Here is a 20,018-nt window from a genome sequence, read left to right on the forward strand (position 1 = left end):
AACGGATGCCGGTTCATCGCCCCACCCCTTCCGAACTGATCTGGCCGGCGCGATTGACCCGCACGCCCGCAGGCACCGGCACCGGGGCCGGGGCAGGGGCGGGGGCGCGTTCGACCCGCGGTTTGAAGCCGACCACCGCCTGCAATACCTTGCCGGCTTCCAGGTCGGCGGTGAAATCCAGCGCCTCGGCGGCCGCCGGCGCTTGCGGCGCTTCGCCGCCGCGCTGCGGCCGCAGGGACAGTTGCAGGCTGCCCATCATGCCGGCCACGGTCAGCACCTCCGCCTGCTTCGGCGTGACCTCCAGGGTCGCGGTCTTGCCCTGGATGGGGGCGCCGTCGCGGCCCCTGGTGATCTGCTGGTCGATGGCCAGCACCCGGAGGTCGGCCAGCACCGTCTCGGCGCCGTAGCGCAGCAGCAGGCCGTTGCCCGATTCCATGGCCGGCCCGCCCTCCTCGGCCTTCTTGATGTCGGTGGCCAGCACCACGTCCACCCGGTCGCCGGGGGTGATGAAGCCCGACACGGCGGTGGGATTGGTGATGGCGACGGACACCGCGCGCATGCCGGGCGCCAGCATGCCGGCCAGCACGCCCGAGGCCTCGGGCCGGAAGGTGGTGGCGGCGGAGACCGGCTCGCCCTCGGCCAGGGGGCGCCGCGCGATCATGCCGACGAAGGCGGCCTTGGAATCCTCGCCCGGCTTGCGCACCGTCAGACGGTCGCTCACCGCCGCCTTCGGCCAAACCTCGTAGCGCAGGTCGTCGCCGGTGAGGGCGGCCCCCGACGGCACGTCGCGGGCGACCAGCAGGATTTCCACGGTGGCGGGCTCCTCGGCCGCCCTGGCCCGGCGCGCCTCCTGGCGCTCGAGCCAGGACTTGGCCAGCATGGCGGTGCCCCCGGCCGCCAGGGCGGCCACCACGACGATGATGATGACGGGTCGCATGGCGTACCTCTCTCAGCCGGCCAGCCGGAGCAGCAGGCCGGTCGCCGCCCAGTCCAGGCCGGCGGCGGCGATGGCGATGCCGTAGGGCACGTGGCCGCGCATCACCGGACGCAATCCGCCGGCCTCGGCGCGGCGCGCCACCAGGGCGGCCAGCGCCACCAGGCCGCCGACCAGGGCCATGACCAGCAGGAAGCGCGGCAGGCCGGCGGGGCCGACCCACAGGATCACGGCCGGCGCCAGCTTGGCGTCGCCGCCGCCCCACACGCCCAGGCTGAACAGCAGGACGGCGGCGGCGAAGCACAGCACGCCGGTTCCCAGATGCACCAGCCAGGCCTCGCCGCCCAGCCCCATGGCCAGAGCCGCCGGCACGAAGGCCGCCAGGATGGTCAGGGGAATTCGGTTGGGAATGCGCAGGGAGCGCAGGTCGCTCCAAGCCGCGTCCAGCAGCGCCACGACGAAGACAATCGCCGAAATCGTCAAGATGATGTCGCCCATTCCCGCCTCCCGGACCAGGGGGACCTCGAAGTGAAGTCCCACGGCCCAATTTGGTCCCGCATCCTGAAAAAAAACCCTAACGCCAATCCCGGATAGTGACTGTGATTTTATCCACAGATACTAAAGTTTTACAGCGCCTCACCTTAAATTTAATGCAACAGTACAATAAAAAAGGCGCCTCTCTCGGGAGGCGCCTTGTTTTATTTTTGCCGCGCCGCCGAAGCGGCTGCGCATTCTGTTACATGCTGCCGGCGATGGTGTTGAAAGCCGTCAGGATACGGGGGCCGACCAGCAGCATGCCGGGGATGGCGATGATGGAAATCAGGGCGGCGATCAGACCGTATTCGATGGCGGTGGCGCCCTGCTCGTCACGGGAAATCTTGGTCATGGTATTGCGGATGGAAGTAAACATCTTTCGTCTCCTTTAATTTTTCGACGGAAACTCTGAACCATCTCATCGCTTCCGTTCGAGCATCCCGGGTCTGAACTGCATTTCGCGTTCCCGCCCCTATCTCGTGAGACAAAATCTGACACACCATACCAATTCTTTCTGTGAAGAATCGCACAGAGACATAAGTTTTATTTGTCCAGATTGGTTCAAATTTTAGCAAAAGCGTATCCAGCCGCCCGGGTCGGCGGCGGATGGACGCGGAAGGAGACGGGAAGGGGCTACTCCACCCCCACCAGCGAGCGGGCGAAGGCTTCCGCCTCGAAGGGGCGCAGGTCCTCGGCCTTTTCGCCGACGCCGATGGCGTGGACCGGCAGGCCGAACTTCTCGGCCAGCGCCACCAGCACGCCGCCGCGCGCCGTGCCGTCCAGCTTGGTCAGCACCAGGCCGGTGACCGCCACCATGTCCTTGAAGATCTCCACCTGGGAATGGGCGTTCTGGCCCACGGTGGCGTCGAGAACGAGGAGCACGTCGTGGGGCGCCGTCTCGTCCACCTTCTTGATGGAGCGCACCAGCTTGGCCAGTTCGGCCATCAGGTCGGCCTTGTTCTGCAGCCGCCCGGCGGTGTCGATGAACAGCAGGTCGTCGCCCCGGCCACGGGCCTGATCCACGGCGTCATAGGCCAGCCCGGCGGCGTCGGCGCCGGTCTCGCGGGCGATGACCGGGCAATGGGTGCGCTCGCCCCAGACCTTCAGCTGCTCGACGGCGGCGGCGCGGAAGGTGTCGCCGGCGGCCAGCGTCACATTGAGGCCGGCATCCTTGTAGGTCTTGGCCATCTTGCCGATGGTGGTGGTCTTGCCCGAGCCGTTGACGCCCACCACCAGCACCACATGGGGCTTGCGATTGGCGTCGATCGCCAGCGGCCTGGCGACGGGGCCGAGAATGCGGGTGATTTCCTCGGCCAGCGTCGCCTTGATCTCGTCGGAGGTGACGTCCTGGCCGAAACGGGTCTTGGCCAGATGCCTGGTCACCCGCGCCGCGGTGGTGACGCCGAGATCGGCGGTGATCAGCAGTTCCTCCAGTTCCTCCAGCGCCTCGTCGTCCAGCTTGCGCTTGGTGAACAGGTCGCCGATCCCCTGGGTCAGCTTGGAGGACGACTTGGCCAGCCCCGATTTCAGGCGGCCGAACCACGAGGCTCCTTCCTCGGCGGGAACGGGCTCGGGGGCCGGAGCGGGAGCCGTTTCCTTCTTCTTGCCGAAACCGAAGATGCTCATCGTGCTGCCTTCCCTTCGCCCCGTATTGCGGCTTGATCGCGGCAACTGGGGGATTCAACACAGAGACACAGAGACACAGAGAAAGCACAGAGGAATGAAACAGTTCCTCTTTTTCTCTGTGCCATCTCGGTGTCTCTGTGTCTCTGTGGTTCCATCACCGGATCTCACCGACGAGGCCGTTGCCGTCGGTCCCCGTGATCAGCACGTTTAGTATCGTCCCCGGCTCCGCCGTGCAACCCGCCACTTGCACCGGCAGGTAATGGGCGGAATGGCCCTTGCCCCCCGATTCGATCAGCACGCTTTCCACACCCCCCACCCGGGTGGCGAGGAAGGCGGCCATGGCTTCGGCGCCCCTGGCCCGCAGACGGGCGGCGCGTTCCTTGACCACGTCGCCCCTGACCTTGGGCATGCGGGCCGCCGGCGTGCCGGGGCGCGCCGAGAAGGGAAAGACGTGCAGATGGGTCAGCCCCGCCTCGTCCACCAGATCGAGGGACTTCCGGAACATGTCCTCGTCCTCGGTGGGAAAGCCGGCGATGATGTCGGCGCCCAGCACGGCGTCGGGGCGCAGTTCCCTGATCTTCGCCGCCAGGGCGATGACGTCGCCCCTGAGATGCCGACGCTTCATGCGCTTCAGGATGGTGTCGTCGCCCGCCTGCACCGACAGATGGAAATGGGGCAGCAGCCGTTGCTCCGACGCCATGGCGGCCAGCAGGTCTCCGTCCACCTCGACCGGATCGAGCGACGACAGCCGCAGTCGCGGCAGTTCCGGCACCGCCGCCAGCAGGCGGCGGACCAGCTGGCCCAGGCCCGGCTTGCCCGGCAGGTCGGCGCCATAGGCGGTGACGTCGACGCCGGTCAGCACCACCTCGTTGTAGCCGCCGGCCACCAGTTCCCTGATCTGCTCGACGATGCGCCCCATGGGCACCGAGCGGTTGGGCCCGCGCCCGAAGGGAATGATGCAGAAGGTGCAGCGGTGGTCGCAGCCCTGCTGCACCTCGACGAAGGCCCTGGCCCGCCCCTCGAAGCCCGAGACCAGATGGGAGGCGACCTCGCGCACCTCCATGATGTCGCCCACAAGGATGCGTTCGGCGGGGGGCGCCGCGAAGATGTCGGGCCGCATCTTCTCGGCGTTGCCGAGAATCTGGTCGATCTCGGGCATGGCGTCGAAGGTCTCGGGGTGGGCCTGGGCGGCGCAACCGGTGACCACGATACGGGCGTTGGGGCGCTCGCGCCGGATCTTGCGGATGGCCTGGCGGGCCTGGCGCTCGGCCTCGGCGGTGACGGCGCAGGTGTTGACGATCACCGTCTCGACCCCGCTTTCCGTGGCCCGCGCGTGCTCCTTCATCACCTCGGATTCATAGGCGTTGAGCCGGCAACCGAAGGTCAGGACCTCTGGAGCTTTATTGGTCATGGAAGCAGGCTGGAATCCAGCGTCCCGGTAAAGGCGACGGCCACCGGCCCGGTCATCAGCACGTGGCCGTCCCGCAGCCATTCAATGGTGAGCAGACCGCCATCCAGGATGATCTCGGCCTTGCGGGGGCTGAGGCCGCGCCGGGCGGCGGCCACCAGGGTGGCGCAGGCACCGGTGCCGCAGGCCATGGTGATTCCGGCGCCGCGTTCCCACACCCGCATGCGGATGCGGCCCAGCCCGGCGTCGGGAGGAGTGAGGACCTGGGCCACCTCGATATTGGCGCGCTCGGGAAACATGGGGTGATGCTCGAGGCCACGGCCCAGGGCGGCAAGGTCGATGGCTTCGGCGTCGTCCACGAAGAACACCGCATGGGGATTGCCCATGCTGACCCCCACCGGATCGGCGAGCGGGCCGGCGGCAATGCCGAGATGCAGGGTGTCCACCGCCTCGGCCACCGGAATCTCCCGCCAGTCGAGGCGAGCCGGGCCCATGTCCACCGCCACCTGGAAGGGACCGCGCGATTCGGCGTCCAGCAGGCCGGCCTTGGTCTCGAACACCACCTTGTCGAGGCCGGTTTCCTTCATCAGCAGCCAGGCGACGCAGCGCGACGCGTTGCCGCAGGCCGCCACCTCGGACCCGTCGGCGTTGTAGATCAGCATGGTGGCGTCGGCGGTGCTGCCCGTGGGCGGTGCCATCACCACCAGCTGGTCGCAGCCCACTCCGGTGCCGCGCGCCGCGATGGCGCGCACCCGCTGGGGCGTCAGCTCGATGGCGCGCGCGCGGGCGTCGAGGACGACGAAGTCGTTCCCCAGGCCGTGCATCTTCAGGAAAGGCCAGGCTCTGTCACTCATGATGGCGTTATATGGGGCGGCGGGCGCATGAGTCCAGCATCGCGCAAGGTTTCGTGCCGAATGGCCGGTTGTCGGAGGCGGCCCGGCCCCCTATCCTAAGCTCCATGATCGAGTCCATGAACAGCGCGATCCTGATTGTCTCGGGTCTGGTGGCGCTATCCATCTTCTCCAGCCTGCTCTCCTTCCGCATCGGCGCGCCGCTGCTGCTGGTGTTCCTGTGCGTCGGGCTGGTGGCGGGCGAAAGCGGACCCGGGGGGCTGGTCTTCAACGACGTCAACGCCGCCTATCTGATCGGCAGCATCGCCCTGGCCATCATCCTGTTCGATTCCGGCTTCCACACCAGCCTCAAGGCCTTTCGCGCCGCCCTGTGGCCGGCCATGGCCCTGGCCACCGGCGGCGTGGTGGTGACCAGTGCCGTGGTGGCGGTGCCGCTCCATTACCTGCTGGGCTTCGACTGGCTGGAATCGGCGCTGATGGGCGCCATCCTCAGTTCCACCGACGCGGCGGCGGTGTTCTTCCTGCTGCGCGTCGGCGGCATCCATGTGCGCGACCGCGTCCGCGCCACCCTGGAAGTGGAATCGGGGTCCAACGACCCCATGGCCATCTTCCTGACCCTGGCGCTGGTCGGCCTGCTGGTCGCCAAGGGCCCCATCTCGCCGGTGGGCATCGGCATGGACTTCGCCACCAAGTTCGGCATCGGCGCGGCGGCCGGCATGTTCGGCGGCGGGCTGATCGTGCTGGCGGTCAACAAGATGGGCTTCGAGAGGGGGCTGCAGCCCCTGGCGGCGCTGTCGCTCGCCATGGTGCTGTTCGCCGCCACCGAGGAACTGCACGGCAGCGGCTTCCTCGCCGTCTACATCGCCGGGCTGGTGGCCGGCAACGCGCGCATCAACGCGCCCGAGACCATGCGCCGCTTCCAGGACGGGCTGACCTGGCTGGCCCAGATCGTCATGTTCCTGACGCTGGGCCTGTTGGCCACGCCGGCGGAATTTCCCGCCTTCGCCTGGCAATCCCTGGGGGTGGCCTTCGTGCTGATCTTCGTGGCGCGGCCCTTGGCGGCGTGGATCTGCCTGCTGCCCTACGGCTTCAACCGCAACGAGACGGCCTTCGTCGCCTGGGTGGGGCTGCGCGGCTCGGTCTCGGTGCTGCTGTCCATCGTGCCCATGGTGGCGGGCCTGCCCCACGGACGGGATTATTTCATCATCGCCTTCCTGGTGGTGCTGATCAGCCTGGGGCTGCAGGGCTGGACCATCGGCGCGGTGGCCCGCTTCCTCGGCCAGATCGTGCCCAAGCGCATCGGCCCCGTCGAGCGCATGGAGCTGGAAATCCCCGGCGCCCGCCACGAGCTGGTGTCCTACCGCATCGTCGCCGATTCCCTGGTGGCGCGCGGCCACCGCCTGCCGCGCTGGGCCGAGCCCTCGCTGGTGGTCCGCGACCGCAAGTCCTATTCCGCCCACGCCGCCAAGGGATTGAAGCCCGGCGACACGGTGTTCCTGTTCGCCCGGCCCGAACGGGTGCCGCACCTGGACCGCCTGTTCGCCTCGGCGGCCCCGGCGGCGGAGGCGGATTCCCGCTTCTTCGGCGACTTCGCCCTGGAGCCGGGCGCCCATATGAAGGACCTCGCCCTGCTCTACGGCCTGCCGGTGGCTCCGGCCGATCACGACATGACCGCCGCCGACTGGCTGGTGCGCGAGCTGGGGCACGCGCCCGGCATCGGCGACCGTGCGCCGCTGGGCGAGGTGGAGCTGATCGTGCGGGCCATGAACTGGAACGACCACATCTCGGAGATCGGCCTGGCGGTGGAACCCACCCGCATCGACTCGCCCAAGCTGCCGGTGTTCCAGAGCCGCACCGAGCTGAAAGCCATGCTCAAACGCTGGATGAGGAAGCGCGCATGACCCTGATCAAGACTCACCGTCAACTGATCGACGAGGCCAACGCCCTGATCACCACCATCCCCACGGCGGAGGCCATCGCCATGCATGGCCGCGACGACGTGGTGTTCGTGGACATCCGCGACGTGCGCGAACTGGAGCGGGAAGGCATGATCCCCGGCGCCTTCCACGCCCCCAGGGGCATGCTGGAATTCTGGGTCGATCCCACCAGCCCCTATTACAAGGAGGTGTTCGGCCAGGCCAGGCGCTTCGTCTTCTATTGCCAGTCGGCGTGGCGCTCGGCGCTGGCGACCCGGGCGGTGCAGGACATGGGGCTGGCCCCGGTCGCCCATGTGGAGGGCGGCTTCAAGGCCTGGAAGGAATCGGGCGGGCCGGTGGGCCCCAAGCCCGAGCACAGGAAGGGCTGAGCGCCGGATCTAGGCGGCGCCGCGCGACGCCGCCATCAGCTGCAGCCGGGGCAGATCGCAGATGACCAGCCCCATGGAGCGTCGGCGCACCACGCCCTCGCGGGCCAGTTCGCCGATGGCCTGGGCCACCTTTTCGCGGGTGGTGCCGGCCCAGGCGGCGATCTCCTTGTGATTGGGCAGATCGGCGATCTGCCAGGTCTCCGGCCGGGCCGGATCGGGCTGGGCGAGGCGGAGGATCTCGCCCCACACCCGCTGGTTCTCGCTCTGGCTGGACAGCTGGGCCACCCGGCTGTCCAGACTGCGGACGATACGGGTCAGGCGCTCGACCACCTTGATGGCGATGGCCGGATACTGGCGCATCAGGTCCAGGAAGGCGCCGCCTTCCAGCGAGGCCAGCACCGAATCCTTGGTGGCCACCACCCGGGCCGAACGCTTCATGCCGTCGATGGCCGCCAGTTCGCCGAAGTAATTACCGGCGATGACGTCGGCCAGGGCGACCTCGCGCTCGTCGGTGCCGGTGGTGAGGATGCGTACCGCCCCCTCGACCACGAAATAGACTTCCAGCGTGTCGCTGTCCTTGTCGAAGATCTGGCTGCCCGACGGCACGCGCGACCAGTTGCAGCGGGCCTCGATATCGCCCAGCGCCGCCTCGCCCATGTCGGAGAACAGGGATACGCGGGCCAAGCCGCCGTCGATCACGTCCATCATCTGCGAACCCGTCGTCAACGCCCGTCCCGCCAAAGAGTATCGGCCGCGGCAGGCCGCTTTTCAATACGGGCTTGGCCCCATCCCGACAGCCGTCACACTTGGTCGCCGACGGAAACATTTCGGGCGTTCCCCCTGGGCGAACACCCTAATACCATGGAGTGAGCAAAGGCCGCCCGATGGAGGTCGCCATGGACAAGGATCTGCGCCACTGCCTGCCGGACCGGATTCGGGTCATCGTCGGATTGGTCAGCGGCCCGGCGGGTTTGGACTCCGCCGCCCCCCTGATCGCCGATGGCTGCCGTTGCGCCGAGGAACGCCCCTGCATTCTTTGGGATGCCTGCAAAAGTATACATCGGGCCTTCCGACCCGAGATTCATTGAGCCGCACGGCCTACACCAAATCATCACGATCGATCTAAAGTCGCGCCTTCCCCCGGTGGAATCACCGGGGTTAGCATGACGGCATGAACATCGATGCCGCCCACTTCGTCACCGCCCCCCCGCCCGGCCAGCCGGACGGTCCGGCCATGGACAGGATGGTCGCCTGGGTGCACGAGCCGGCCCGGCGGCTGCACGGCATGATCCGCCAGCTTCCGGGTTTCGCCCCCCTGCGGTACGCCTCGCTGTCGATCTACGATTCCCGGCACGACATGCTGTGGGCCTTTTCCTGCGATTCCGACGGAACCGGCGCTCCGGACGTGACCGAGGTCGAGATGACCGACGTCCCCTCGCTGGTCCTGCTGGCCGACAGCCACGAGCCGAGAATCGTCAACGACATCGCGGCTTTCGGCGAGGAAGGCCGCCACCATACCAGCGGGGCGCGCAACTCGGGCAGCCGCGCGTGCCTGACCGCGCCGGTCATCCTGGACGGACAGTTCCTGGGCTTCGTGATCTTCGGGGCCGCCATCCCCAATTTCTTCACCGCCCCGGTGTGCGACACCCTGGCGACCTTCACCGAGGCCTTCGGCATCCTCATCGACCGGGCCCGGACCCTTTCCGACTGAGGCCCGCGGCGCTATGCTCCGGCCAAGCCGCGTCCGGAGACCAGCAGTGCCGCCCCATCCCCCGCGAACCGCCCCCATGTTCTTCTTCGGCACCCTGATGGACGGGGACGTGCTGGCCGCCGTGCTGGGCCGCGACGTGACCGCCGAGGCCCTGGAGCCGGCCCGGCTGGCCGGCTGGCGGCGGGTCACCATCGCCGGCCGCACCTATCCCATGCTGGTGCCCCATCCCACCGGCACGGTGGACGGCCTGCTGGTCCGCGGCCTGAACGACGGGGACCGCCGCCGCCTCGATCATTACGAGGGGCCGGAATACCGGGTTGGATGCGTGATGGTGCGCACGCGCGACGGAAGCGAGGTGACGGCCGAAAGCTATCTCTGCCGCCCGGACGTGGCCGGCGGCCGCGAGGACTGGCGGCTGGACACCTGGCGGCTGCGCCACAAGCGGGCGGCGCTCACCCGCATCCGCGCCCTGATGGCGGGATGGCGGGGCTGATCAGGCGTTGGGATTGACCGGCTTGCAGGCCTTGCCCGCCTTGCCCAGACGCTTGCAGGCGGCGCGGGCCTGATCCTCGGTGAAGCCGGAAATGCGGGCGCGATAGATCGTCTTGGCGCCCTTGCCGGCCTTGTCGATGTCGATGGAAGCCTTGGACACCAGTCCGCCCAGCTTCTTGGCGGCGTCGCTGGCCGCCTTGTGGGCCGGCCGGTACTCGTTGAACGCCCCCACCTGGATGGCCCAGCCGGCCGGGTCGGCATCGCCCACCGCGTCGTCGTCGTCATCGTCGGCGGCGCGGGCGGGAGCCCGCATGGCCACCTTCTTGGCGGGCGCCGGCTTGGCGGCGGCACTGGCCTTCGCCTTGGCGGGAGCCTTGGCCGCCTGGGCGGCGGCCACCAATTCGTCCAGGTCGGGCAGGTCGTCGGCCTCGGCCTCGGCCATCTCGACGCCCTCGCCCCTCTTCAGCCGGGCGAAGCCCTTGTCCAGCAACTGCCCCATGTGCTTGTCGCGCGACGCGGCGGTGTTGCCGCCGAACACCACGCCGATGATGCGCTTGTCGCCGCGCTTGGCCGAGGAGATGAGGTTGAAGCCCGAGGCGTGGATATAGCCGGTCTTGATGCCGTCGGCGCCCTGGTAGCGCAGCATCAGGCGGTTGTGGGTGTTGATGGGCTGGCCGTCATAGACGAACTGGCGGGCGGAGAAATACTTGTAATAGCCGGGATGGGCGCGGATCAGGGCGCGGGCCAGCAGCGCCTGGTCGCGCACCGTGGACACCTGGCCCAAATCGGGCAGGCCCGAGGCGTTGCGGTAGGTGGTCGAGCGCATGCCCAGCGCATGGGCCTTGCGGGTCATCATCTGGGCGAAATGGGCCTCGGTGCCGCCCACGCCCTCGGCCGCCACCACGGCGGCGTCATTGGCCGACTTGGTCACCAGGGCGAGGATCAGGCTTTCCACCGAAATCTTCTCGCCCGGCTCGAGCCCCAGCTTGGACGGCGACTGGGCGGCGGCATGGGCCGAGGTGGTGAACCGGGTGTCCAGGCGGATGCGGCCAGAATCCAGCTCGTCGAACAGCAGGAACAGGGTCATCACCTTGGTCAGCGAGGCCGGATAGGATTTGACGTCGGGATTGGCCGCGTGCAGGACGGAACCGGTTTCCGCGTCGATGACGATGGAGGCGTAGCGCCCGGCGAAGGCCGGCTGGGCCGACAGCGCCAGGATGGCGGCCAGGGCGACGGCGAACAGGCGGACACGATTCAGGAATCCGGTGCGGCTCAGGTGCAACGTCTCGACCTTCCGTTCAGCGACTGAGTTGGCTTAGGGTATCCGGGAAACCTTAAAGATTTTGCGAATCTGTGTAAAGCTTCGTGGCCGCCCGATTCCCGCCATATTTCCCTGCCCATCCTTGCCGGTCCCGATCCCCTCGCCAACGGAAACGCCATGTCCCGCCGTCTCGCCATCTCCACCATCGCCCTCGCCGCCGCCCTGTCGGGATGCGCCTATACCGGCGGCGACATCGGCAATCCCCTTTACCGCAAGGTCCAGTGGTTCTCCTTCGTCGAGGGAAGCGACATCCGCGACGCCTGCGCCCCCGGCGCACCCGAGCGTTTCCGCCTGGTCTACAACGCCCTGTGGGACCAGCAGGTTCGGTTCTACGAGTGGGAGTCCACCGCGGATTCCATGAAGATCAGTTCCGTCCGTCCGGGCAACGTCGCCACCATCGAACTGAACGACCCGCTGTCGCCCTGGCGGGCCGATACCGCCTCGGTGCCCCTGGACCGGGCGACCCGCGACGGGCTCGCCGCCGCCCTGGAGGGCTCCGGCGCCTTCGGGCCGCCGGCGGTGGGATTGCAGTTGCCGTCCCACTCCTATTATTGGACCGCCGCCAGCTGCCGCCAGGGCCGCTACGCCTTCACCGCCTGGGCCCATCCCTCCGCCGCCTTCGACGCCGCCCGCTTTCCCGCCGCCCTGGCCGCCCTCGACCCCGGCCGCGACAGGATCATCCCCCCCGGCCCCATCCCCGTCGACATCTTCCGCGAGCACGAGCGCAAGCGGGGCGCGGTGGTCGAGTTCACCCTGAAGGTGGGAGAGAACGGCCTCGATTACGGATTCTAGGGCCGGCCTCCAAGGCCATGCCTTATGATCTAAGTATTGCCCGCAATGCTTGGGCGAAAGAGATACGTGTAAATTCGCCTCTGGTTAACCTTATCTGATCAGAATGTCCGAGCCCCGATGGCATTGGCGCCATCACGAGCCGAGGATGACGGATATGGCCACGACCATGACGGTAAAGACCCGCATTTATGGCGGATTTCTCAGCGTTCTCGCCTTCCTGGTGATCGTCGCCGTGATGGTGGGTATCGGCTTCGCCACCGTCGGGCACAACGTCTCGGAATTCCAGCGGGTCAACCAGAACACCATCCGGGTGCTGACCATCGACCGCAACGTGGTGGGATTGCGGCGCAACGTCCTGGCCTATACCGGCAGCCAGGGCGATTCGGGGACGCTCGGCCGCATCCGCACCCTGCAGGACGGCCTGGGCAAGGACCTGAGCGAAGCCATCGCCACCACCGTCGATCCCGGACGCAAGGCTTCGCTTGAGCGCATGAAGGCCCTGTTCGAGCAGTACAACGCCAATTTCGAGAAGATCATGGCGCTGCGCTCGGAACGCGACAAGGCCCTGATCGAGCGGGCGGCCCCGGCCGGGGCCGCCATGGTCGATGCCCTGAGCGGGGCGGTGGACGGAGCCATGACCGACGGCGACTACCCGGCGGCCGCCCATGCCGGCAAGGCGCTGCAGCACCTGCTGCTGGCCCGGGTCAGCGCCAACCGCTTCCTCGCCACTCCGGAGCAGAAATTCGCCGACCTCACCCTGGCCGAACTGGCCGCCACCGAGACGGCGCTCAAGACCCTGGCGGCCGAGGCCCGCGACGCCCGCACCCGCAAGGCCATCGATACCGTCGGACGGATCATGCCCGCCTACCGCGCCGACTTCATGCTGATCCTGAACGGCACCCTGGAAATGGACCGGCTGGTGACCAAGGAGGCGGCGCGGCTGGGCGCCGAATTCGCCGATCTGGCCATCAAGGTCAAGGAGTCCCAGCTGCAGGCCCTGACCGCCCTGGGCAGCAGCACCGAGGCCACCATCGACAGCCAGGAAACCTGGTCCAAGGTGGTCTCGGCCCTGGCGGTGCTGCTCGGCCTGATCTTCGCCGTGCTGATCGCCCGCTCGATCCTCGGCCCGGTGGGCGCCATGACCGGGGTGATGGAGCAGTTGGCCCGCGACAATCTCGCCATCGCCGTCCCCTACGCCGAACGCGGCGACGAGATCGGGACCATGGCCCGCTCGGTGGCCCATTTCAAGGAGCAGCTGATCCGGGTCCGGCAGTTGGAAGCCGAGCAGGAGGAGCAGAAGAAGAGGGCCGAGGCCGACCGCCTGATGGCCATGCGCAAGATGGCCGACACCTTCGAGAACAGTGTCGGCAAGGTGATCGAGACGGTGACCTCGGCCGCCACCGAACTGCAGGCCGCCTCGGGCCAGATGGCCGGCACCGCCACCGAGACCAGCGCCCAGGCGACCACCGTCGCCTCCTCGGCGAGCCAAGCCTCGGCCAACGTCCAGACCGTCGCCTCGGCCACCGAGGAACTGTCGTCGTCCATCAACGAGATCTCGCAGCAGGTGGAACGCTCGCAGGCGGTGGCCGACCGCGCCCGCGACGAGGCCCGCCACACCACCGACCAGGTCCGCTCGCTGTCCGAGAATGTCGGGCGCATCGGCGAGATCGTCAACCTGATCAACGATATCGCCGCCCAGACCAACCTGCTGGCGCTGAACGCCACCATCGAGGCCGCCCGGGCCGGCGACGCCGGAAAAGGCTTCGCGGTGGTGGCCAACGAGGTGAAGAACCTCGCCAACCAGACGGCGCGCGCCACCAGCGAGATCGCCGGCCAGATTTCCGCCGTGCAGCAGAGCACCTCGGCCGCCGTCTCCGCCATCGACAGCATCTCGGCGGTGATCGGCGAGATGGGTGAGATCAGCACCTCGGTGGCTTCGGCGGTGCAGCAGCAGACCGCCGCCACCGCCGAGATCGCCCGCAACGTCGAGCAGGCCGCCGTCGGCACCGCCGAGGTCTCCGGCAACATCGTCTCGGTGGAGCAGGCGGCGCGCGAGACGGGCGCCGCCGCCGAACAGATCCGCGAATCCGCCACCGACCTGTCCCGGCAGGCGGAGTTCCTGCGCCACGAGGTCTCCACCTTCCTGACCCAGGTGCGGGCGGAGAAGAAGGACATGGTGCTGCTGCGCTGGGATAGGGCCCTGGAAACCGGGCAGCCCTCGGTGGACCAGCACCACCGCGCCCTCTACGATCTGGTCAACCAGGCCTATCGCGCCATGATGAGCGGCGACGGGCGGCAGGCCGCCTCGGACCTGCTGGCCGAGCTGGACAGCTCCATGCACGCCCATTTCGACGACGAGGAGGCCCTGATGCGGCGCCATGCCTATCCCGAGGCCGATGCCCACACGCGCAGCCATCGCGCCTTCTTCCAGCGCGTCGATCAGCTGCGCGCCGCCATGGCCGCCGGGTCGGGCAATGCCGGAGCCGAGCTGTTCGACTATGTGGCCACCTGGCTGGTCCAGCACATCAACAAGGAGGACCTGGTCGTGGCGCGGTTCCTGACGGAAAAACGGGCCGCCTGAACGGCCGTCCGGCCTATCCGATTACGAATATATTGCAGCGCAATATACCATATTGACTCGCTGGTACTTGGGCCGCATGATACGCCCCATGTTGCATCGCAGCATGGGGCGTGCCGTATGCCCCGGCTGCACGACCCCGAGGCCACCGCGCCCCACCCAACCAGGGAGACACTTCCATGACCACCGCCAAGGCCAAGCCGGCCGCCGCCGCCCCCGCCGCCAAGACCACCGCCCCCGTCGCCGCCGCCGCCGTGAAGGCGACCAAGGCCCCGGCCCCCATCGCCGCCGCTCATGCCGACGCCGTCAAGACCATCGAAGAGGCGGTCACCGTCGGCAAGGAGACCATCGAGACCGTGGTCAAGGCCTCGGCCGACGCCGCCGTCAAGGGCTACGACAAGGCGGCCAAGGGCTACGACAAGGCCGTGGCCATCGGCAAGGAGCAGGTGGAAGCCGCCGTCGCCGTCTCCAAGGAGACCATCGAGACCGTGGTCAAGGCCTCGGCCGACGTGGCCGCCAAGGGCTACGACAAGGCCGTCGCGCTGGGCAAGGAGCAGGTGGACGTCGCCGTCGCCGCCTCCAAGGAAGCCGTCGAGTCCGTGGTGAAGGCCTCGTCCGAAGCCGCCGCCAAGGGCTACGACAAGGCCGTCGCCATCAGCAAGGAGCAGGTCGAGGCCGCCGTCAAGGCGCAGACCGCCGCCTACAAGGGCTACGAGGACGTGCTGTCCTTCGGCAAGGACAACGTCGAGGCCTTCGTCAAGGCCGGCAACATCCTGGCCAAGGGCCTGCAGGACATCTCCAAGGCGGTGGTCGGCCTGACCCAGGCCAGCATCGAGGAGCAGGTCGCCGCCTCCAAGGCCCTGCTGTCGGCCAAGACCCTGAAGGAATTCATCGACCTGCAGACCGACCTGACCAAGGCCGGCGTCGACAAGCTGGTGGTCGAGTCCACCCGTCTGACCGAGCAGTCGGTGAAGCTGGTCGAGGACGCCCTGGCCCCCATCGGCGAGCGCGTCAACGCCACCGTCGAGAAGCTGGTGAAGACCGCCGCCTAATTCGGCGAGCCTTCTTGTCAAGAGGCCCGGCGGGAACACCTGCCGGGCCTTTTTTCATGGCCGGATGGCCCCCTTCGGGAAAAAGGGGCCTTTTCGCCGGGCGTCCGCACCCAATATGATAGGGGTGTAAAGAGCAACCAAGGCCCAAGCACACAGGCATGAGCGAAAACAGTAACGACAAGCGGAACGGCGACGACGGGCAGACGGGGGTGGTCATCAAGACCCGCCCGAAAACCAAGAAGCCATCCATGTACAAGGTCCTGATGCTGAACGACGATTACACTCCCATGGAGTTCGTCGTGCACGTCCTCGAACGGTTCTTCAACAAGAGCCGCGAGGATGCGACCCGCGTCATGCTGCATGTCCATACCAGGGGTGTCGGGATTTGCGGTGTTTACACATACGAGGTGGCGGAGACCAAGGTGACCCAGGTCATGGACCTGGCGCGCCAGAACCAGCATCCGCTGCAGTGTACGATAGAGAAGGAATAGCCCGCCTGTCGCGGCGCGTTCCCCCAGGATAAGGATCGGCCCCATGCTGTCGCGCAACCTGGAGCAAAGCCTGCACCGTGCCTTGTCCCACGCCTCCGAGCGTCGCCACGAATACGCGACGCTGGAGCATCTGCTGCTGTCGCTCACCGACGACCAGGACGCCGTGGCGGTGCTGCGGGCCTGCAACGTCGATATCGACAAGCTGAAGCGGGACCTCTCCGAATTCATCGACACCAACCTGTCGGAACTGGTCAGCCCGCGCGGCACCGACCCCAAGCCCACCGCCGGCTTCCAGCGGGTGGTGCAGCGCGCCGCCATCCATGTCCAGTCCTCGGGCAGGGAAGAGGTGACCGGGGCCAACGTCATCGTCGCCCTGTTCTCCGAGCGGGAAAGCCACGCCGTCTACTTCCTGCAAAGCCAGGACATGACGCGGCTCGACGCCGTCAACTACATCAGCCACGGCGTCGCCAAGGCGCCGGGCCGCGGCCAGAGCCGCACCGTCCACGGCGCCGACGAGGAAGCCAGCCCGGACAAGGTGGTCAAGAAGGGCCAGGAGGCGCTGAACGCCTATTGCATCAACCTCAACAAGAAGGCCGCCCAGGGCAAGATCGACCCCCTGATCGGCCGCGACGAGGAAATCGACCGCACCATCCAGATTCTCTGCCGGCGCTCCAAGAACAATCCGCTCTACGTGGGCGATCCCGGCGTGGGCAAGACCGCCATCGCCGAAGGCCTGGCCCGGCGCATCGTCAACGGCGAGGTGCCCGACGTCCTCAAGAACGCCACCATCTTTGCCCTCGACATGGGCTCGCTGCTGGCCGGCACCCGCTATCGCGGCGATTTCGAGGAGCGCCTGAAGGCGGTGGTCACCGAGCTGGAGAATTACGATGGCGCGGTGATGTTCATCGACGAGATTCACACGGTGATCGGCGCCGGCGCCACCTCGGGCGGCTCCATGGACGCCTCCAACCTGTTGAAGCCGGCCCTGGCGGCGGGAAGCCTGCGCTGCATCGGCTCGACCACCTACAAGGAATTCCGCAATCACTTCGAGAAGGATCGCGCCCTGGTGCGGCGCTTCCAGAAGATCGACGTCAACGAGCCGTCCATCCCCGACACCATCAAGATCCTGAACGGCATCAAGACCTATTACGAAAGCCACCACAAGGTCCGCTACACCGCCGAGGCCATCAAGGCGGCGGTGGAGCTGTCGGCCAAGTACATCACCGACCGCAAGCTGCCCGACAAGGCCATCGACGTCATCGACGAGGTGGGCGCGTCGCGCATGCTGCTGCCCGAATCCAAGCGGCGCAAGACGGTCACCGTCAAGGATGTCGAGGAGATCGTCGCCAAGATCGCCCGCATCCCCCCGAAAAGCGTGTCCACCAACGACGTGGAGGCGCTGCGCAATCTGGAACGCGACCTGAAGACCCTGGTGTTCGGCCAGGACAAGGCCATCGAGGCCCTGGCCAGCGCCATCAAGCTGGCCCGCGCCGGCCTGCGCGAGCCGGAGAAGCCCATCGGCTGCTATCTGTTCTCCGGCCCCACCGGCGTCGGCAAGACCGAGGTGGCCCGCCAGCTGGCCAAGATCATGGGCATCGAGCTGACCCGCTTCGACATGAGCGAGTACATGGAGCGCCACTCGGTGTCGCGGCTGATCGGCGCGCCGCCCGGCTATGTGGGCTTCGACCAGGGCGGCCTGCTCACCGACGCCATCGATCAGCACCCCCACTCGGTGCTGCTGCTGGACGAGATCGAGAAGGCCCACCCGGATCTGTTCAACATCCTGCTCCAGGTCATGGACCACGGGCGGCTGACCGACCACAACGGCAAGACCGTGGACTTCCGCAACGTGATCCTGATCATGACCACCAATGCCGGCGCCGCCGACCTGGCCAAAGCCGCCATCGGCTTCGGCCGGGAGGCGCGGGAAGGCGACGACACCGACGCCATCAACCGCATGTTCAGCCCGGAATTCCGCAACCGCCTGGATTCCACCATCGCCTTCGCCAATCTGACGCCGGAGATCGTCGCCCAGGTGGTGGACAAGTTCGTCATGCAGCTGGAGACCCAGCTGGGCGACCGCGACGTCACCATCGAACTGACCGACGAGGCCCGCGCCTGGCTGGCCAAGAAGGGCTACGACCGCTCGTTCGGCGCACGCCCCCTGGCCCGCGTCATCCAGGAGCACATCAAGAAGCCGCTGGCCGAGGAATTGCTGTTCGGCCGCCTGGCCAAGGGCGGCATCGTCCGCATCCGGGTGGACGACGAGTCCAAGCTGGCCTTCGAGTTCCTGGCCGCGTCCCCCAAGGCCGACAAGATCCCCGAACTGGTGGAATAGGGCCGCGGCCACGAGAACCCAACCAGGGCGCTCCCACCGGAGCGCCCTTTTGCTTGCCCAGGATGAGGGGCAATTTCTTGACAATTGCCTCCCGGTTGGAGATAATTAAGCCGTAACAGAGATGGAGGCGTGCCGGGATTGGAAGGTTGTCACGACAATATCCGATGCACCAAACGCCTCTCCCGAGGCGAATGCAACACCGGACAGGAGGATGTTGACAGCATGACGCCACCGGGTCGAGTTTGAGGTGCCGATATAGTGGCACCAGGTACTTTTACATCTCAATGCGACGACTTATCGGCCATTGCGCCGAATACATAGGACCTGTGGGTCCCCAAACCATAAGCCCCGCGCGGAACATGACGTCTCCGGCGGGGCTTCGGTTTGTCTGGCCGGATATTTAGAGCGGCGTGCGTTTAATCTGAAACATACCCGGCTTCCCTGAGGTAGTTCCAGCATTCGTCTGGGGTGTAGAGATCGCAGATATTGCCGACGGCCTTCCAGAGGTCGTCGATGGTGCGCGCGCCGATCCGTCGGAGATGAGCCTTGAGTTTGGCAAAGGCCATCTCGATTGGGTTTAGGTCTGGGCTGTATGGGGGTAGGAACAGGAACCAGGCGCCTCTCTCCTTGAGGATGGCCTTGGCCTTCTCGCTTTTATGGCTGGAGAGGTTGTCGAGGATGACGACGTCGCCCGGCTGGAGCGTCGGGGCCAGTTGGGTCTCGACGTAGACCTCGAAGGTTTGTCGGTTCATGGGGCCGTTTATGATCCAGGGTGCCGTCAGACCGTCACAGCGCAAGGCGGCGATGAAGGTTTGGGTTCCCCAGTGGCCGAATGGCGCGCGGGCCTTGAACCGTTGCCCTCGCGGTGCCCGTCCCCGCAACCGGGTCATCTTGGTGGTGGTGGCGGTCTCGTCGATGAACGCCAGCCGGTGAGGCTCCTGGCACATCCGGGGCTGGCGGTGGCTCAGCCAGGTCCGGCGCTCCGCCACCACATCATCGCGACCGGCTTCGGTGGCCAGCAGCGTTTTTTTGACGCTGAAGCCTTGCCCGATCAGAAACCGCGAGAGTGACGCCGGGTGGGCCGTGACGCCGCATTCGGCCTTCAGCTTGGCCGCCAGTTCCGGCATCGTGATGTCGCCTTGCGCCTCCACCCAGCCGGTCAGAAGAGCGGCAAAGGCCGCCAGCTTACCACCGCCCGGCGGACGGCCTTGCCGCAAGGGCTCCAACGAACCCGTCGCCGCCATCCGTTGTGCAAGACGGACGCTGGTCGCGGCGCTCACTCCAAAATGCCGAGCCGCCGCTCGCCGCGATTCGCCGTGTTCGATCTTACCGTAAACACGGACCCGAAGATCTGATGATAGCCATTTGCCCATGATCCACCTCCAATGAGGTTGAATCACTTTTTCGCCTACAAGGGAATCCCCTGCGATTCAGATTTCAGGTCCGATGCTCTAGCAGGCTGCGGAAAAACTCGTCTCAAGACGTCGTCATTCCCGCGAAAGCGGGAATCCATGCATCAGCCAACTGCATCTTGTGTCGATGCCGCCAAATTGTGTCAACATGGACCCCCGCCTTCGCGGGGGTG

19 protein-coding genes are annotated in these 20,018 nt (G+C 67.1%); 10 read left to right on the plus strand and 9 right to left on the minus strand.

Going from position 1 to position 20,018, the window contains the following annotated elements; all coding sequences use genetic code 11:
• Window positions 1-13: 13 nt before the first annotated feature.
• The 6 genes from cpaB to dapF form a co-directional block, all read right to left on the minus strand.
• A complete protein-coding gene (gene cpaB / locus ACV4UZ_RS08805) occupies window positions 14-937 on the minus strand; it encodes a Flp pilus assembly protein CpaB (protein ID WP_491600520.1) in 924 nt (307 codons plus the stop codon).
• 12 nt (window positions 938-949) lie between these two features.
• Window positions 950-1,432, minus strand: coding sequence for an A24 family peptidase (locus ACV4UZ_RS08810; protein WP_491600521.1), 483 nt, complete (start codon window positions 1,430-1,432; stop codon window positions 950-952).
• Between the two features lie 238 nt (window positions 1,433-1,670).
• Window positions 1,671-1,844, minus strand: a complete 174-nt coding sequence (locus ACV4UZ_RS08815) for a Flp family type IVb pilin (protein ID WP_085374346.1) — start codon at window positions 1,842-1,844, stop codon at window positions 1,671-1,673.
• 257 nt (window positions 1,845-2,101) lie between these two features.
• Window positions 2,102-3,094, minus strand: a complete 993-nt coding sequence (gene ftsY / locus ACV4UZ_RS08820; RefSeq protein ID WP_491600522.1) for a signal recognition particle-docking protein FtsY — start codon at window positions 3,092-3,094, stop codon at window positions 2,102-2,104.
• Between the two features lie 154 nt (window positions 3,095-3,248).
• Window positions 3,249-4,505 (minus strand): tRNA (N(6)-L-threonylcarbamoyladenosine(37)-C(2))-methylthiotransferase MtaB, encoded by a 1,257-nt coding sequence (gene mtaB / locus ACV4UZ_RS08825; RefSeq protein WP_491600523.1) that lies wholly within the window; start codon window positions 4,503-4,505, stop codon window positions 3,249-3,251.
• Complete coding sequence (gene dapF / locus ACV4UZ_RS08830) at window positions 4,502-5,356, minus strand: diaminopimelate epimerase (RefSeq protein WP_491600524.1); 855 nt, start codon at window positions 5,354-5,356, stop codon at window positions 4,502-4,504. The genes mtaB and dapF overlap by 4 nt, the downstream gene beginning before the upstream one ends.
• A gap of 116 nt (window positions 5,357-5,472) precedes the next feature.
• On the opposite strand from dapF, the gene ACV4UZ_RS08835 reads away from it, so the two are divergent.
• On the plus strand, window positions 5,473-7,254 hold the full coding sequence (locus ACV4UZ_RS08835; protein WP_491600525.1) for a potassium/proton antiporter: 1,782 nt from the start codon (window positions 5,473-5,475) through the stop codon (window positions 7,252-7,254).
• Entirely contained in the window at window positions 7,251-7,658 is a 408-nt protein-coding gene (locus tag ACV4UZ_RS08840; RefSeq protein ID WP_491600526.1) for a rhodanese-like domain-containing protein, read from the plus strand. The genes ACV4UZ_RS08835 and ACV4UZ_RS08840 overlap by 4 nt, the downstream gene beginning before the upstream one ends.
• A 9-nt stretch (window positions 7,659-7,667) precedes the next feature.
• Here the strand turns inward: ACV4UZ_RS08840 and ACV4UZ_RS08845 are convergent, their stop codons facing one another.
• Window positions 7,668-8,384 carry a Crp/Fnr family transcriptional regulator gene (locus tag ACV4UZ_RS08845; protein WP_491600527.1) on the minus strand — a complete coding sequence of 239 codons (717 nt, stop codon included), beginning with the start codon at window positions 8,382-8,384 and terminating at the stop codon, window positions 7,668-7,670.
• Window positions 8,385-8,554: 170 nt separating this feature from the next.
• Between ACV4UZ_RS08845 and ACV4UZ_RS08850 the strand changes: the two genes are divergently transcribed.
• From ACV4UZ_RS08850 to ACV4UZ_RS08860, 3 genes are all read left to right on the plus strand, one after another.
• Window positions 8,555-8,746 carry a hypothetical protein gene (locus ACV4UZ_RS08850; protein ID WP_491600528.1) on the plus strand — a complete coding sequence of 64 codons (192 nt, stop codon included), beginning with the start codon at window positions 8,555-8,557 and terminating at the stop codon, window positions 8,744-8,746.
• A gap of 83 nt (window positions 8,747-8,829) precedes the next feature.
• Entirely contained in the window at window positions 8,830-9,369 is a 540-nt protein-coding gene (locus ACV4UZ_RS08855; RefSeq protein WP_491600529.1) for a GAF domain-containing protein, read from the plus strand.
• A 46-nt stretch (window positions 9,370-9,415) separates the two neighbouring features.
• Window positions 9,416-9,862 carry a gamma-glutamylcyclotransferase family protein gene (locus ACV4UZ_RS08860; RefSeq protein WP_491600530.1) on the plus strand — a complete coding sequence of 149 codons (447 nt, stop codon included), beginning with the start codon at window positions 9,416-9,418 and terminating at the stop codon, window positions 9,860-9,862.
• Here the strand turns inward: ACV4UZ_RS08860 and ACV4UZ_RS08865 are convergent, their stop codons facing one another.
• Entirely contained in the window at window positions 9,863-11,143 is a 1,281-nt protein-coding gene (locus ACV4UZ_RS08865; RefSeq protein ID WP_491600531.1) for a D-alanyl-D-alanine carboxypeptidase, read from the minus strand.
• Between the two features lie 156 nt (window positions 11,144-11,299).
• Here ACV4UZ_RS08865 and ACV4UZ_RS08870 point away from each other — a divergent pair, with 156 nt between their 5' ends.
• From ACV4UZ_RS08870 to clpA, 5 genes are all read left to right on the plus strand, one after another.
• Window positions 11,300-11,974, plus strand: a complete 675-nt coding sequence (locus ACV4UZ_RS08870) for a hypothetical protein (protein WP_491600532.1) — start codon at window positions 11,300-11,302, stop codon at window positions 11,972-11,974.
• Window positions 11,975-12,128: 154 nt separating this feature from the next.
• A complete protein-coding gene (locus ACV4UZ_RS08875; RefSeq protein WP_491600533.1) occupies window positions 12,129-14,555 on the plus strand; it encodes a bacteriohemerythrin in 2,427 nt (808 codons plus the stop codon).
• Between the two features lie 176 nt (window positions 14,556-14,731).
• The gene (locus ACV4UZ_RS08880) at window positions 14,732-15,604 is read left to right on the plus strand and encodes a phasin family protein (RefSeq protein ID WP_491600534.1); all 873 of its coding nucleotides are present in this window, start codon (window positions 14,732-14,734) and stop codon (window positions 15,602-15,604) included.
• Between the two features lie 158 nt (window positions 15,605-15,762).
• Window positions 15,763-16,095 (plus strand): ATP-dependent Clp protease adapter ClpS, encoded by a 333-nt coding sequence (clpS, locus tag ACV4UZ_RS08885; protein WP_491600535.1) that lies wholly within the window; start codon window positions 15,763-15,765, stop codon window positions 16,093-16,095.
• A 43-nt stretch (window positions 16,096-16,138) separates the two neighbouring features.
• Complete coding sequence (clpA, locus tag ACV4UZ_RS08890; RefSeq protein WP_491600536.1) at window positions 16,139-18,433, plus strand: ATP-dependent Clp protease ATP-binding subunit ClpA; 2,295 nt, start codon at window positions 16,139-16,141, stop codon at window positions 18,431-18,433.
• A gap of 416 nt (window positions 18,434-18,849) precedes the next feature.
• Here clpA and ACV4UZ_RS08895 read toward each other — a convergent pair whose 3' ends face one another.
• Complete coding sequence (locus ACV4UZ_RS08895) at window positions 18,850-19,806, minus strand: IS630 family transposase (RefSeq protein ID WP_491600537.1); 957 nt, start codon at window positions 19,804-19,806, stop codon at window positions 18,850-18,852.
• Window positions 19,807-20,018 lie beyond the last annotated feature (212 nt).

Source organism: Paramagnetospirillum sp., from assembly GCF_058402745.1.

Coding starts and splice junctions, on each gene's coding strand:
- cpaB (WP_491600520.1), bottom strand. CDS start 937: ATGCGACCCGTCATCATCATCGTCGTGGTGGCCGCCCTGGCGGCCGGG.
- ACV4UZ_RS08810 (WP_491600521.1), bottom strand. CDS start 1,432: ATGGGCGACATCATCTTGACGATTTCGGCGATTGTCTTCGTCGTGGCG.
- ACV4UZ_RS08815 (WP_085374346.1), bottom strand. CDS start 1,844: ATGTTTACTTCCATCCGCAATACCATGACCAAGATTTCCCGTGACGAG.
- ftsY (WP_491600522.1), bottom strand. CDS start 3,094: ATGAGCATCTTCGGTTTCGGCAAGAAGAAGGAAACGGCTCCCGCTCCG.
- mtaB (WP_491600523.1), bottom strand. CDS start 4,505: ATGACCAATAAAGCTCCAGAGGTCCTGACCTTCGGTTGCCGGCTCAAC.
- dapF (WP_491600524.1), bottom strand. CDS start 5,356: ATGAGTGACAGAGCCTGGCCTTTCCTGAAGATGCACGGCCTGGGGAAC.
- ACV4UZ_RS08835 (WP_491600525.1), top strand. CDS start 5,473: ATGAACAGCGCGATCCTGATTGTCTCGGGTCTGGTGGCGCTATCCATC.
- ACV4UZ_RS08840 (WP_491600526.1), top strand. CDS start 7,251: ATGACCCTGATCAAGACTCACCGTCAACTGATCGACGAGGCCAACGCC.
- ACV4UZ_RS08850 (WP_491600528.1), top strand. CDS start 8,555: ATGGACAAGGATCTGCGCCACTGCCTGCCGGACCGGATTCGGGTCATC.
- ACV4UZ_RS08855 (WP_491600529.1), top strand. CDS start 8,830: ATGAACATCGATGCCGCCCACTTCGTCACCGCCCCCCCGCCCGGCCAG.
- ACV4UZ_RS08870 (WP_491600532.1), top strand. CDS start 11,300: ATGTCCCGCCGTCTCGCCATCTCCACCATCGCCCTCGCCGCCGCCCTG.
- ACV4UZ_RS08875 (WP_491600533.1), top strand. CDS start 12,129: ATGGCCACGACCATGACGGTAAAGACCCGCATTTATGGCGGATTTCTC.
- ACV4UZ_RS08880 (WP_491600534.1), top strand. CDS start 14,732: ATGACCACCGCCAAGGCCAAGCCGGCCGCCGCCGCCCCCGCCGCCAAG.
- clpS (WP_491600535.1), top strand. CDS start 15,763: ATGAGCGAAAACAGTAACGACAAGCGGAACGGCGACGACGGGCAGACG.
- clpA (WP_491600536.1), top strand. CDS start 16,139: ATGCTGTCGCGCAACCTGGAGCAAAGCCTGCACCGTGCCTTGTCCCAC.
- ACV4UZ_RS08895 (WP_491600537.1), bottom strand. CDS start 19,806: ATGGGCAAATGGCTATCATCAGATCTTCGGGTCCGTGTTTACGGTAAG.